Source organism: Bradyrhizobium sp. SZCCHNS1050 (assembly GCF_032484785.1).
Taxonomy (GTDB): Bacteria; Pseudomonadota; Alphaproteobacteria; order Rhizobiales; family Xanthobacteraceae; genus Bradyrhizobium.
The window spans coordinates 1,528,809-1,542,655 of the sequence record NZ_JAUETR010000002.1 but is presented as its reverse complement, the minus strand read 5'-3'; the positions used below and the strand labels follow the sequence as shown (position 1 = coordinate 1,542,655).

Here is a 13,847-nt window from a genome sequence, read left to right as displayed (position 1 = left end):
CTCAGCAGAACGCCCCGGTCCAGGACCGGGGCGTTTGCATTTTGCTGATGATGATCGAGACGGTCAAAGTTCCTATCAGGATCCCTTGCCGCCGAGCTCGGCGTAGCCGCCCTTGGCGTCCCACTTGTAGACGACGTAGTCGATCTGCTTGATGTCGCCCTTGGCGTCGAAGCCGAGCTTGCCCAGCACCGTGTCCCACTCGCCGGCCTTGATGGTGTCCATTACCTTCTTGGCGTCGGTGGTGTTGGCCTTCTTGACGGCCTGCGACCAGACCTGGATCGCGGCGTAGGTGTAGAGCGTATAGCCCTCGGGATCGATGTTCTTGGCCTTGAACTTGTCCACGATCGCCTTCGCGGTCGGCTTGTTGCGCGGCTCGGGGCCGAAGGTGAACAGCGTGCCTTCCGCGGCCGGACCGGTGATCGAAGCGAACTCCTTGTCGTTCATCGCGTCGCCCGCCATCAGGATGGTCTTGAGACCCTGGTCGCGCATCTGGCGCAGGATGAGGCCGGCTTCCTGATGATAGCCGCCGACATAGACGAGATCGATGTTGTCACGCTTCAAGCGGGAGACGATGGCGTTGAAGTCCTTGTCGCCCTTGTTGTAGGACTCGAACATCTTCTCGGTGACGCCGGCCTTGTTCAGCGCCTTCTTGGTCTCGTCGGCGAGACCCTTGCCGTAGGTGGTCTTGTCGTTGAGGATCGCGATGTTCTTGCCCTTGAAGTTCTTCGCGATGTAGTTGGCGGCGACGAGACCCTGCTGGTCGTCACGGCCGCAGACGCGCGCCACGTTCCACAGCTTGCGCTCGGTGAACAGCGGGTTGGTCGAGGCCGGCGTGATCTGCAGCACGTTGCTGTCGGCATAGGCCTCGGAGGCCGGGATCGACGACGACGAGCAGAAATGGCCGGCGACGAACGGAATGCCGGAGCCGGCGAGCTTTTCGGCAACCGAACGCGCCTGCTTCGGATCGCAGGCATCGTCACCCACCTGCAGTGCGAGCTTCTTGCCGAGCACGCCACCGGCGGCATTGAGGTCGGCGACCGCCATCTCGGCGCCGTTCTGCATCTGGCGGCCGAAGGCCGATTCACTGCCGGTCATCGGGCCGGCCACGGCGATGTTGATGTCTTCGGCGAAGGCAGCAGTCGAGAGCGCCAGCGATGCGCCCAGAGCCAAGCCGATGAGTTTGAGTGGTTTCATGAGAAATCCTCGCGGGGGTAGGTCGACACGGAACGGCCCGAACGGCGGGCCGCAGACCGCGCGCATTGTGGCTGATTTTCCGGCGAAGTCACCGGCAATTTTTGACCACACCTACGAAGGACTAAGGCCATTCTGACCGCGTTTTGAGGGCCCGCCTCAGTGGCGGCCGCCCTCCAGATAGGCAGCGCGGATCTCCGGTCGCTGCAGCAGCTCGGTGCCGGTGCCCGACAGCGTAATCAGGCCGTTGACCAGCACATAGCCGCGATGGGCGAGCTTCAGCGCGTGATTGGCGTTCTGCTCGACGATCAGCACGGTCAGACCGTCCTGGCGGTTGAGTGTCCGAATGGCGTCGAAAATCTGGCGGGCGATCAGCGGCGCCAAGCCGAGCGAGGGCTCATCCAGAAGCAGCAGGCGCGGCCGGCTCATCAGCGCGCGTCCGATCGCCAGCATCTGCTGCTCGCCACCGGATAGCGTGCCGCCGCGCTGGTCGACGCGCTCCTTCAGGCGCGGGAACAGGGCGAAGACGCGCTCCAGCGTGCTGGCCCGCTCCGCGTCGGTCGTCTCGCCGGCGTCGGCGCCCATCTGCAGGTTTTCCGCCACGCTCATGCGCGGAAAGATGCGGCGTCCCTCCGGCGACTGCGCGATGCGCAGCCGCGCGATCTGATGCGTCGGCACCTGTGTGATGTCGTTGCCGTCGTAGACGATGTTGCCGGAGCTTGCGCGCGGGCGGCCGAAGATCGACATCATCAGCGTCGACTTGCCGGCGCCGTTGGCGCCGATCAGCGCGACGATCTCGCCCGGCTTGATGTCGAGATCGACGCCCTTCAGCGCTTCGATTTTGCCGTAGGACGCGCGCAGATTGCGGATCGCGAGCAGGGACGCACTCACGCCTCGGCCTCCATCACGGCTGCGGCCTCTTCCTCGTCGGTGCCGAGATAGGCGGCGATGACCTTCGGATCGTCGCGGATCTCGCGCGGCGTGCCCTCGGCAATCTTGACGCCGTAGTCCATCACGACGACGCGGTCGGAGATTTCCATCACGACGCTCATGTCGTGCTCGATCAGCAGGATCGACGTGGCGTGATCGGCCCGGATCGACAGCAGCAACTCGCTGAGGGCCGCACTCTCGCGCGCGTTGAGGCCGGCGGCCGGTTCGTCGAGGCAGAGCAGGGCCGGCGAGGTGCACATCGCGCGCGCGATCTCCAGCCGACGCTGGTCGCCATAGGCGAGATTGCCGGCCGCGTCGTCGGCGCGGTCGATCAGCCCGACGCGCTTCAGCCAGAACACGGCCGCATCGATCGCGTTCCGCTCGGCCGCGCGCCACGAGGGCACGCCGAGCAGCCCGAGCACCGTCATGCCGGACGCGCGCATCAGCGCGTTGTGCTGCGCGACCATCAGGTTCTCGAGCGCCGTCATGCCCGGAAACAGCCGGATGTTCTGGAACGTCCGCGCCACCTTGGCCTGCTTGGAGATGTTGAAGTCCTTCAGCTTCTGCATCTCGAACTGCGCGCCGTCATCATGGGTCAGGCGGATGACGCCGGAGGTCGGCTTGTAGAAGCCGGTGATGCAGTTGAACACGGTGGTCTTGCCGGCGCCGTTGGGGCCGATCAGGGCCGTGATCTGCGTGCGTTGCGCGGTGAACGACAGCGCATTGACGGCGACGATGCCGCCGAAGCGCATGGTGAGGTTTTCGAGTGCGAGAATGGGAGCGGAGCTCATCCGTGGCCTTCCTTGACGAGGTCCGAAGAGATGCTCTTGGATTTTTCCAGGAATACGGTCGGCGCGCGATGGCCGACAATGCCGCGCGGCCGCCAGATCATCACCAGCACCATGGCGAGACCGAACACCAGCATGCGGTAGCCCTCGAGGCTTCTGAACAGCTCGAAGCCGCCGATCATGGCGAGCGCCGCCAGCGCGACGCCGAGCTGCGACCCCATGCCGCCGAGCACGACGATGGCGAGCACCAGCGCCGATTCCTGGAAGGTGAAGGATTCCGGGCTGATGAAGCCCTGGCGCGTGGCGAAGAAGGCGCCGGCGAAACCGCCGAACATCGCGCCGGTCGCAAATGCGGTCAGCTTGGTGGTGGTGATGTTGATGCCGAGCGCGCGGCAGGCGACCTCGTCCTCGCGCAGCGCTTCCCAGGCCCGGCCGATCGGCAGCCGGCGCAGCCGGATGGTGACCCAGTTGGTCAGGAGTGCCAGCGCCAGGATCAGATAGAACAGAAAAACGATGCGATGCGTCGGCGAGAACGGGATGCCGAGCATCGATGCAAGGCCGCCTTCGCCCGGTGCGAGCGGAATGCCGAACAACGTCGGTCGCGGAATCCCGGAGACGCCGTTGGGACCGCCGGTCACGTCCTGCCAGTTGATGAGGACGAGGCGGATGATCTCGCCAAAGGCCAGGGTCACGATGGCGAGGTAGTCACCGCGCAGCCGCAGCACCGGAAAGCCGAGCAGCACGCCCCAGAAGGCGGCGAGAATGCCGGCGAGCGGCAGGCAGACCCAGAACGACAGGCCGAAGGTGGTCGAGAGCAGGCCGTAGGAATAGGCGCCGACGGCGTAGAACGCGACGTAGCCGAGGTCGAGCAGGCCGGCGAGACCGACCACGACGTTGAGGCCCCAACCCAGCATGACGTAGGTAAGGACCAAAATGCCGAGGTCGAGAATGTAACGCTGATTGTAGAAGATCACCGGTACCAGCAAGGTGAAGATCAGCAGCGCCGGCGCGAGATAGCGGCCGGCTACCGACATGCCGCTCCGCACGGACGGCGGCACGAAGCTGCCGAGGCCGCCGCGCGGTCCGAACCACAGCCGCAGCAGCTCGACCGCGATCGAGCCGACGAACACCGCCACAACCAGGCTGGCGAGGTCGCCGAAGCGGGTCCAGTATACGAGCTGGCCGCTCTGACCCGCTTCGGTGCGGACGCCGACCATCAGGGAGAACAGACCGAGAGCGACCAGTGCGCTGAGAAAGGCCTTCTTGAGGATGAAGGCGGCTCCGACCGGTTCGGAGCCTTTCGACGAGGCGGGAAGGGACGCGCTCACGCGGACTCCATCTTCAGACTTTTTCGACTTCGGGCCGGCCGAGCAGGCCGGTTGGCAGGAAGATCAGCACCACGATCAGGATCGAGAATGCTGCGACGTCCTTGTACTCCACCGAAAAATAGGCCGACCAGAACGTCTCGATCAGTCCGATCGCGAGGCCTCCGAGCATCGCGCCCGGCAGCGAGCCGATGCCGCCGAGCACCGCCGCCGTGAACGCCTTGATGCCGGCGACGAAGCCCATGAAGAAATCGACCAGGCCGTAATACAGCAGGTACATCATGCCGGCGACGGCCGCGAGCGCCGCGCCGATCACGAAGGTCATCGAGATGGTGCGGTCGACGTCGACGCCCAGCAGTGCCGCCATGGTCTGATCCTGCTCGCAGGCGCGCATGTCGCGGCCGAGCCGCGTGCGGGATACCAGCCAGGTGAACAGCGCGAGCAGAACGATGGTGGTGATGACCACCACGATCTGGATGTTGGAGAGCTGGACGACGAAGCCGCCCGCGCCCTCGTGCAGCGTGTAGCCGCCGGTGATGATCGGCGGCACCGGCTTGACGCGCGCGCCCTGCGACACCTGCGAATAGTTGGTGAGGACGAACGACATGCCGATGGCGGACAGCATCGGCGCCAGGCGGAACGAGTGCCGCAGCGGGCGATAGGCGATACGTTCGATGGTCCACCCATAGAGCGCCGTGATGGCCATCGACACCAGCAGCACGATCAGCAGGATCACCGGAACCGCGGTCAGGCCCAGCGACACCAGGACCAGGAAGCAGATCAGCGCGATGAAGCCGCCGATCATGAAGATGTCGCCATGGGCGAAATTGATCATGCCGACGATGCCGTAGACCATGGTGTAGCCGATGGCGATCAGGCCGTAGATCGAGCCAAGAACGAGGCCGTTGATGAGCTGTTGCGCGAAATAATCCATGAACTGCCGTGAGTGAGACTGCCGATACCGGTTCGCAACGCGGCGGGGGCCTTGTAGAGCGGGTGCCGGTATGCCTGGAGACGCACCCGCGCCCAAGGCGACGCGTGCGGCAGTACTAACAGTTCGGAACCGGGTGCCGCAACAGCGTGCAGTGCCACAATTGCGGGCTTATCCCGCCTCCTTTGATGGCGCGGTTCCCCTGCCTTCCTCGGGGCCGGCCGTCGCCATCAAATGACCGCTTGGGAACCCAGCACGTAGCGCCGAAAAGGAGGGTTCTCGCACCGGTTGCTGGCGCCGCTATATGCCGCTACCGCTGTCTTCCGTCGAACCAGGCACTTTTGCCATCAGCTTCGACTGGAGCCTGACCAAGGCGTCGCGCAGCCGCGTCGCCTCATCGTACCGGGTTTCCCGAGCCACCATGCCAGAAAACGGATCTTTCACCATGGTCTCGGCGGCCTGGGCAAGACGGCGCATCGGCGTCACCACCCATTTCGCGGCGAAATTGAGCAGCACCAGGATCGAGAACACGCCACCGGCAACGTTGAACCAAAACGAGCGCACAAGCTGGCGGGTCGGCACCATCGCGGCAACGGCGTCCTGCCGGATCAGAAGGGACCAGCCGAAGCTCGGCAGATCGGCGTACTTCACGGTGGGGAACGTGAGGGTGAAATAATCCTTGCCGTCGGGCCATCGCTCGATGAGCGCGACCGAGGCCCCGCGGCTTGCGGCCTGCGCCGAGCCGATCGTCAGTTGCTTGCCGACGAGATCCGGCGGGCCGAACAGCACGATGCTCTCGCGCGACAGCAACACCAGATCGATGTCGCGCGACGCCAGCGCCGCGACGGATTCGATCACCCATTTCCAATCGATCTGGGCCCCGATGACGCCGGCGGGGGCGCCGTCGTGCACGAGCGGAGCCGACATGGCGATCAAGCGGTCCGGTCCCGAAGCGGCCTGCAACATCCGGCCCAGGGCCTCTGATTCGCGATCATCGACCGCCGTCGGCACCCCGAGTCCATGCCGGAACCAGCGCAGGTCGGCGACGCTTTGTCCTTCCAGCATCCGGTCCTTGCTCGCGATGACCTTGCCGCCGGGGTCGGCGATGCCGAGCCAGGCATAGCGCGGCTGGAACTGGCTCACGAACTGGATCTGCCGGCGCGCCTCGGCGACGTCGGCGGGGTCGATGATCGCGGCGAGCCGCGACACGTCGATCCACGTGCCGTACAGCTGTCGCGCCAGCAGGTTTGCGCTGAGCTCACCGCGCGTCCTCAGCTGCTCGATCGCGAGCTCCTCGCCGCGCCGCTGCAGCGACGCCGAATAGAGGATGGCAACGGCCAGCGCCGTCACGACGATCAGTGTCGTGCCGCCGAGGAAAACCGCTGTCTGTAAGCTCCACCGTCGCCTCGTCATCGTCCACTCCTCAATCGGCCACGGCTCGCGCGATTTCTTTCAGCATGCGGCCGAGATCGCCGCTGTCGGCGCCGGGCACTCCGCTCGCGGTGTGCAGCCGCTCGATGATCTGGGCGCGCTGCTGCGGCGTCACCGCAAATATGAGCCGGTAGCCGTCGTTCGTCGGAGCCGCGACCTTGGTTGGGATATCGCCGATCAGGGGCAGGGTGAGCGTGCCGATGGCGCCGGTCGCAAGGCCGACCGGACCGCTGACGCGTGCGCCGCCGGGGCCGAGATTGACGATCCAGCCGCGTTGCGGCTCGCCGTCGACCGTCAGGGTTATCGGCTCGACGATCTGGCGTTGCGGCCGGTTGTAGCGTGGACGGTCGATGCACACGGCGATCGCCACCGACAGCACCAGAATGTTGTAGATCGTCCAGAACATCACGACGATGACGCCGTCTCCCGCGGTCCCCGTGGTATTGAAGACGAAATCGGACGTCAGCGACACGATCAGGCCACCGATCGTCAGCGCCATCAGGATCAGGAAGGGCCGCATCAGCGGCCATTGGACGATGATCTTGGCGCGATCGCCGCCCTTGGCGGTCACCGAGAATTTGTGCGGACCGGGGGAGAGCAGGCCGAGAGCGGCGGCGCGGAGCACGGGCCAGGCGGCGACGATCTGCGAGACATCGTTGACGATCGGAATGAACAGTCCCTTGGACAGCCAGTTCAGCGTGTACATGATCGAGAGATAATAGGGGCCGTAATACCGGATGATGTCGGCGATCGAGGCGTTCACCACCGTCACCCCGCCCCACCAGTAGAGCAGTGGACAGATCAGCGCGGCGAGGCGGAACGGATAGGTCGACGTCCAGTAGAGCAGCGAGTCGAGGACGCTGAGCCGGTGGAAGAAACCCAGACCATGGGAGCCGAATGGATTGTAGACGTTGCGCACGATCTGCATGAGGCCGAGGCACCAGCGGCCGCGCTGCGTGACGTATTCCGCAAGGCCTTCCGGCGCCAATCCCTCCGACAACGCCTCGTTCAGGTACACGGTCTGGTAGCCGTGTGCGGACAGGCGCAGCGTGAGCAGGAAATCCTCGGTGACGCTCTCGGTCGGCACGCCGCCGATCATCTCCACGGCGGAGACGCGGAATATCGAGGAGGTGCCGCAGCACATTGCGATGCCCCAGGCGTCGCGCGCCGGCTCGACGTTGTCGAAGAAGTGGCGCTGCTCGTCGGGATAGGACGCGCCGATGCCGAGATTGTGCTGGATCGGGTCCGGGTTGAAGAAGTGCTGGGGCGTCTGTACGAGGCCGACAGCCGGATCGTGGAACAACGCGAGCGTCCGCTCGACGAAGTCGAGATGAGGCACGAAGTCGGCGTCGAGAACGGCGACGAGATCCGGCCGGTCCGCATCCGCCGCGCGCAGCCGCAAGGCATTGTTGATGTTGCCGGCCTTGGCGTGCGACTTGTCGGTGCGGGCGACATAGCCGATGCCGTGCTCGGTGCAGTAATCCCGGAGCCAGGCTCGGCTGCCGTCGTCGAGGACGAAGACGCGCAATGCCGCATAGGTGATCGCCTTGGCGCCGACGATGGTTCGCTCCAGGACCTCGAGCTGCTCGTTGTAGGTGGTGATGAAGATGTCGACCCGAGGCGGCGGCCTCGGAAGCCACCAGCCGGCATGGCGATCAGCCTCCGTCGTCCGCTCCTTGGTCCTGGTCAGGATCAGGAAGGCGAAGGACGACGAAACAACGGTGAGCGTTTCGAGAATGGCGAAGCCCCAGCTGAGGATCCCATCCGGCGTGAGGCCGGGCGGAGCAAGGGTCTCGGTGAAGCGCCAGGCGACATAGCGCCAGGCCAGCAGGATCGAGCCGCTGAGGAGCAGGGTCCGCCAGTACCATATCTTCGGGTCCAGGAGGGGCAACACCAGGAGGCGCAGCCCTACGATGATCGCAACGACTGCGAACGCGGACAGGAATGGTGACAGCGTCGGCATCAGTAGCCGTACCGGGCGACGAAGCCGCGGAATGCCGCGATCGGTCCGCTGGTGAAGATCACCCGGCCGGTGCGCCCGATGGCGCAGGACAGATCCGGCTGCTTGGCGAGATCTGGCACCGCAACGGTGACGTCGAAGCGCTGCAAGTGCTGCGGCGTCGGGCCGACGGCGAGATTGGCGTAGAGTTGCGAGGCGCCCGAGCCGCCGAGACGTGTCACCGTCCCATCGAATATCCGGTCGTCGCCGAACAGACGGAACTGCACCGGGGCGCCGATCGACAGGCTGTCGTAGAGCCTTTCGGGAACGCTCGCGGTCACCACGAGACTGTTGCAGTCCACGAGCTTGACGAGATCCTGACCGCGACGGGCATATTCGCCATCGTCGACGAGGAAATCCCAGGCCATGCCCGGGACGCGGGCCCTCAGCGTCGCCGAGGTCAGCCGGTTGATCCGGACGCGTTCGGCGTTGATCTGCTGCTCGTATTGGACCAGGCGGGACTGGATCTGCTGCTCGTCCACGGCAAGTTCGGCGAGGCGCAGGTCGAGCTCGTGAATGCGCTGCATCGAGAACGGCACGTCGTTGTAGGAGTCGCCGATGAAGACCCCCGATTGCGCGGAGCCGAGCTCGGTCTCGACATAGTTGCTGCGCTGTTTCGCGCTTTCCAAATCCTGCTTGGCGATATCGAGCGAGGCGCTGGCCTGGTCGAGGCCGGCGACCGTCTGGACCCCGCGTTCCTTCAGCTCGTTGGCCCGCGTGAAGGTGAGATCCGCGAGCTTCAGCCGGGCGGCCGCGGCATCCTCCGCCGCCTTGGCCTCGGCGATGCGTGCCGCGATCTGGCGGACGCGGCCGGTCTTGTAGTTGGCCGACTGGGCCGCGAAGGCGGCCCGCGCCTGCTCGAGCGCCGAACGCTGCGCCGGAACCCGCTTGAGCGCGATCTTCTGCTCGTCACGGTCGCGCTCGAGATTGAGCAGGCGCGTGGTGTCGAACCGGTCGTCGACGATCTCGGCCATGAGTTCCCCGGCGTTGACCCTGGCGCCGATATTGCTCACCCCCAGCGTCACGCGGCCTTCGATCGGCGCGCGCACGACGTAAAGCCGGGCATTGACGGTCGCGTCGCCTGAAGTTCCGGCGAAATGCTCGCCGACCAGGATGTAGAGGCCGCCGGCGAGCAGGAGGATGCCGATGAATATCCGAGCCAGTCTCATGCAGTACTCCCGCTCGGCGGCTGCTTGCCGCATCACGATCGAGCTGTGCGAAACGCAGCAGCGCTCGTCTTAAGATAGTATCACATTGTCTAGCTACTTTGACGATAGTCAAAAGGAACGATGGCGCGGCGCACATAATTGCGGTGCAGCGGCCATCGACGCGATCGGACTGCCGGCGCTCGATCGTGACCCCGATGCAGGCGTCGGTTACGGCGATCATTCAGCGGAGCAGCCGCATCGCGGTGCTGAAGACAAAGCGGGCGCGCAATGTCGGATACGATGCAGACGTTCGAGGAGGCATTGATGGCCGGGAAGGCCGTTGTCACGCGGGAAGTCGAGGCCTGATCGGCGAGGTCGTCGGCACGGTCTCTTGGACGGTGACCGTTAATGGATCGCGCCCGTCGCCACCCTGTTAAGGTAAACGAATGGTTTAAATTGCCGGGCGCGTTTGCCGGGCGTTAGCTCGTCTGGAAATCGGCCGGACGGGCAGTTGATGGGATGCAAAGGTGGGCGTGACATGATCAAGGATTGCGTGATCAGGAATTGGCGGCTCAGCTGCGTCAACGGTGTGCTGCTGGCGCTCTATTTCGTGCCCGCCTGGACCATCATCGCGTTTCAGATCATGGTGTCGCCGATCCAGGGGTTGTTCGCGCGGCCGAATATCGCGGTGGCCTTGTTCATCAGCGACCACCTGCAGCTGTCGGGCATCGAGACGGTTCGCGCCGCCTGGCTGCTTGCGCTGGCGCGACTGACGGTCGCAGGCTTCTTCGCGATGTTCCTGGTGCTGATCCTGGTTCCGCGGGTGCGAAAGGTGGCCGGCTATGTCGAGGCGCTGTCGATCGGGCTCGGCTTCGGCAGCATGCTCGCCTTCTTCAGCATGATCATGGCTGCCAAAGTCGGGGAGCCCCAGGCGTTGCGTCTGCATGCCACGGAACTCCTGATGCTGCTCGGCACGGCCATCGTCATGCTGGTGGAGAAGCCGACGACGCAAGCCTCGCCGTCTTCCGCATCCGCTTCGCCGAAGATGGAGCCCACGGCGACGCCGTCGCCGCAGCAGGCATGACGCCCCGATCCATCTCGGTGCATCAGTGCTGGGTCAGAAAGCCCAGCACGGCATCGTTGAACTGGCCCGCCGCTTCGACATTCGAGATGTGCGCGGCATCGACGATGGTCATGCTGGCGCCGGGGATGCGGCTGCGGATTGCTTCCGCCATCGCGATCGGCGTCGATTTGTCGTAGCGGCCGGCCACGACGAGGGTCGGGCTCTTGATGGCCGGCAGATCCTCACGCAGGTCCAGGGCACGCAGCGCCGCGCAGCAGGCAAGATAGCCGCCGACAGGGGTGGCCACGAGCATTGCCTTCATCCGGTCGGCGACATCAGGATTGTGATCACGAAACTCCTGCGTCAGCCAGCCAGCGATGACCGTGTCGGCGATTCCAGCGAGTCCGCTGTCCTCGACCGCCTTGATGCGGGCGTCCCAGATTGCCGGATCGGGGTAGTAGCAGGTGGTGTTGGCGAGCACGAGCTTGCCGATGCGTTCAGGAGCATGAGCGGCGAGCCACTGCCCGACCATGCCGCCCATCGACACGCCGCACCAGTGCACCTTCTCGATGTTGAGGTCATCGAGAATCGCCAGCGCATCGCGGCCGAATCGCTCGATCGAGTAGGGCCCGGGCGGCACTTGCGATTTGCCATGACCGCGCCGGTCATAGCGGATCACGCGGAACACCTGCGTGAAGGCGCGCATCTGCGGCTCCCACATCTGCAGCGTCGAGCCGAGCGAGTTCGAGAGCATCAGGGTCGGCCCGCCGTCGCGGCCCTCGACGGTGACATTCAACAGACAGCCGTCGGCATCGATCATCGGCATGGGCGGAATCCTTGTCGCAGGCGGCCGCGCCGCCGGAGGAATCGTGCAGATTTGATGGCGAACTAACCACCGCCGCCGCCGTCTGCCAATCAAAACCCGACGGCGGCGAGGTCCGGAATGCTGCGGTGCCCGGCTTTTCTGCAACGCTTCCGGGCGCTGCTCGCCCTTCCTTTTGGGCGTTCGGTGCTTTACTTGAATGCCTCTAACCGCGCCAATCGGGGGGAGATGCACATGGCTATGACGATGACGGGCGAAGTCCAGCTGGCCGCTCCGCGAGAGCAGGTCTGGGACAAGCTGAATGATCCGGAGGTGCTCAAGGCCTGCATTCCCGGCTGCGAGGAGCTGGAGAGGACCGAGGATGGCGGCCTCCGCGCCGTTGCCAAGATGAAGGTCGGACCGGTCTCTGCGCGCTTCAAAGGCAAGGTGACCTTGAGCGATCTCGATCCGCCGAACGGCTACAAGATCTCCGGCGAAGGCGAGGGCGGTGTCGCCGGATTCGCCAAGGGTGGCGCGGTCGTCGCGCTGGCGGACAAGGACGGCGGCACGCTGCTGACCTACAATGTCGAAGCGCAGATCGGCGGCAAGCTGGCGCAGCTCGGCCAGCGGCTGATCAACGGCACCGCAAAGAAGCTCGCCGACGAATTCTTCGCCAACTTCGCCAAGGCCGTTCAAGGCTGACCGCAACTGACCCATGCGCGGCCGGGGGCGAGGTTGCCCGCCGCCGGGAGCGCCCATATGATGGTTTTCGACTGATTTTGCTGGGCTGCGCTGCAGTGCAACGCTGTCGCGCGGATAATAGAGAGTCCTGAATGGCCAAGATTTCCATGATTGTGAACGGTAATCCCGTCACGGCGAACGTCGACCCGCGGACGCTGCTGGTGCAGTTCCTGCGCGAGAATCTGCGCCTCACCGGCACCCATGTCGGCTGCGACACGTCGCAATGCGGCGCCTGCGTCGTCCATCTCGATGGCAAGGCAGTGAAGTCCTGCACGACCTTGGCCGTGATGGCCGATGGTCATGAGGTCAGGACGATCGAGGGACTCGCTGCCGACGGCGCGCCGCTGCATCCGATGCAGGAGGCGTTTCGCGAGCATCATGGCCTGCAATGCGGTTTCTGCACGCCGGGCATGATCATGACCGCGGTCGACCTCGTCCACCGTAAGGGACATGAGCTCAGCGACGAGACCATTCGCGAGGAGCTCGAGGGCAATCTCTGCCGCTGCACGGGCTATCAGAACATCGTGCAATCGATCGCCGCCGGCGCCAAGGCGATGGCCAAATCGGACCTCGCCTAAACGTCTGACCTTGCCTTAGTCGGCCCGCTGCGCACAGGACATTCCCCCATGTACGAATTCAAATATCACCGGCCGGCGACCGTGCGCCAGGCCGCCAATCTCCTCACCAAGAACGAAGACGCCAAGCTGGTCGCCGGCGGCCACACGCTGGTGCCGGTCATGAAGCAGCGGCTCGCGAGCCCGCCGCATCTGGTCGATCTCTCCCATGTCGAGGGGCTCGATACGATCGAGGTGAAGGGCCGAAACCTCGTGATCGGCGCGATGGCGCGTCATGCCGACGTCGCCAACTCCGCAACCGTCGGCGAGGCGATTCCGGCGCTCGCCCATCTGGCGAGCCTGATCGGCGATCCCGCGGTGCGCCATCGCGGCACCATCGGCGGCTCGATCGCCAACAACGATCCGACCGCGGACTATCCAGCCGCGTGCCTTGCGCTCGGCGCCACCATCGTCACCAACAAGCGCAAGCTGAAGGCCGAGGAGTTCTTCCTCGGGCTGTTCACGACCGCGCTGGAGCCGGACGAGATCATCACCAAGGTGAGCTTCCCGCTGGCCAAGAAGGCGGCCTACGTCAAGTTCCGCAACCAGGCCTCCCGCTACGCGCTGGTCGGCGTGTTCGTCGCCCGCCGTCCGTCCGACGTGCGCGTTGCGGTGACCGGGGCCGGCGGCAATGGCGTGTTCCGCGTCACCGCCTTCGAGGAGGCGCTGCAGAAGCGCTTCTCGCCGAAGGTGCTGGAGGGCATTCCGGTCTCGGCCGAAGGCCTCAACAGCGACATCCACGGCAGCGCCGAATATCGTGCCCATCTGATCGGCGTGCTGGCGCGCCGTGCGGTCGATGCGGCCAATGCCGGCGCCAAGGCCTCAACCGCGTCGGAGGGAGCCGCCGAACCCGAGGCTCCGGCTTCGTGACGGACGCGTGAAGA

The 13,847-nt window shown here is 65.2% G+C and carries 13 protein-coding genes; 4 read left to right on the top strand and 9 right to left on the bottom strand.

The annotated features are described in order from the left end of the window. Positions 1–75: 75 nt before the first annotated feature. The 8 genes from QX094_RS31515 to QX094_RS31480 form a co-directional block, all read right to left on the bottom strand. On the bottom strand, positions 76–1,194 hold the full coding sequence (locus tag QX094_RS31515) for a branched-chain amino acid ABC transporter substrate-binding protein (RefSeq protein WP_315737407.1): 1,119 nt from the start codon (positions 1,192–1,194) through the stop codon (positions 76–78). Between the two features lie 156 nt (positions 1,195–1,350). Next, complete coding sequence (locus tag QX094_RS31510) at positions 1,351–2,082, bottom strand: ABC transporter ATP-binding protein (protein WP_315749359.1); 732 nt, start codon at positions 2,080–2,082, stop codon at positions 1,351–1,353. After that, positions 2,079–2,912: an ABC transporter ATP-binding protein gene (locus QX094_RS31505; protein ID WP_315714774.1), complete on the bottom strand. Its 834-nt coding sequence runs from the start codon at positions 2,910–2,912 to the stop codon at positions 2,079–2,081. The genes QX094_RS31510 and QX094_RS31505 overlap by 4 nt, the downstream gene beginning before the upstream one ends. Then, on the bottom strand, positions 2,909–4,237 hold the full coding sequence (livM, locus tag QX094_RS31500) for a high-affinity branched-chain amino acid ABC transporter permease LivM (protein WP_316175537.1): 1,329 nt from the start codon (positions 4,235–4,237) through the stop codon (positions 2,909–2,911). Before livM ends, QX094_RS31505 begins: the two co-directional genes overlap by 4 nt. Positions 4,238–4,250: 13 nt before the next feature. Beyond that, a complete protein-coding gene (locus QX094_RS31495) occupies positions 4,251–5,168 on the bottom strand; it encodes an ABC transporter permease subunit (RefSeq protein ID WP_315714772.1) in 918 nt (305 codons plus the stop codon). Positions 5,169–5,465: 297 nt separating this feature from the next. After that, positions 5,466–6,578, bottom strand: a complete 1,113-nt coding sequence (locus QX094_RS31490; RefSeq protein ID WP_316188437.1) for a hypothetical protein — start codon at positions 6,576–6,578, stop codon at positions 5,466–5,468. A gap of 10 nt (positions 6,579–6,588) precedes the next feature. Next, a complete protein-coding gene (locus tag QX094_RS31485) occupies positions 6,589–8,559 on the bottom strand; it encodes a glycosyltransferase (RefSeq protein ID WP_316185281.1) in 1,971 nt (656 codons plus the stop codon). After that, a complete protein-coding gene (locus QX094_RS31480) occupies positions 8,559–9,764 on the bottom strand; it encodes an HlyD family secretion protein (protein WP_316185282.1) in 1,206 nt (401 codons plus the stop codon). The genes QX094_RS31485 and QX094_RS31480 overlap by 1 nt, the downstream gene beginning before the upstream one ends. Positions 9,765–10,281: 517 nt before the next feature. On the opposite strand from QX094_RS31480, the gene QX094_RS31475 reads away from it, so the two are divergent. Beyond that, a complete protein-coding gene (locus QX094_RS31475) occupies positions 10,282–10,827 on the top strand; it encodes a hypothetical protein (protein ID WP_315714767.1) in 546 nt (181 codons plus the stop codon). A gap of 22 nt (positions 10,828–10,849) precedes the next feature. Here the strand turns inward: QX094_RS31475 and pcaD are convergent, their stop codons facing one another. Next, complete coding sequence (gene pcaD / locus QX094_RS31470; RefSeq protein WP_315749364.1) at positions 10,850–11,632, bottom strand: 3-oxoadipate enol-lactonase; 783 nt, start codon at positions 11,630–11,632, stop codon at positions 10,850–10,852. Positions 11,633–11,863: 231 nt separating this feature from the next. On the opposite strand from pcaD, the gene QX094_RS31465 reads away from it, so the two are divergent. From QX094_RS31465 to QX094_RS31455, 3 genes are all read left to right on the top strand, one after another. Further along, on the top strand, positions 11,864–12,310 hold the full coding sequence (locus tag QX094_RS31465) for a carbon monoxide dehydrogenase subunit G (RefSeq protein ID WP_315714765.1): 447 nt from the start codon (positions 11,864–11,866) through the stop codon (positions 12,308–12,310). 131 nt (positions 12,311–12,441) lie between these two features. Next, positions 12,442–12,927, top strand: a complete 486-nt coding sequence (locus QX094_RS31460; protein WP_172180444.1) for a (2Fe-2S)-binding protein — start codon at positions 12,442–12,444, stop codon at positions 12,925–12,927. 48 nt (positions 12,928–12,975) lie between these two features. Then, positions 12,976–13,833 (top strand): xanthine dehydrogenase family protein subunit M, encoded by an 858-nt coding sequence (locus QX094_RS31455; RefSeq protein WP_315714764.1) that lies wholly within the window; start codon positions 12,976–12,978, stop codon positions 13,831–13,833. Positions 13,834–13,847: the final 14 nt, after the last annotated feature.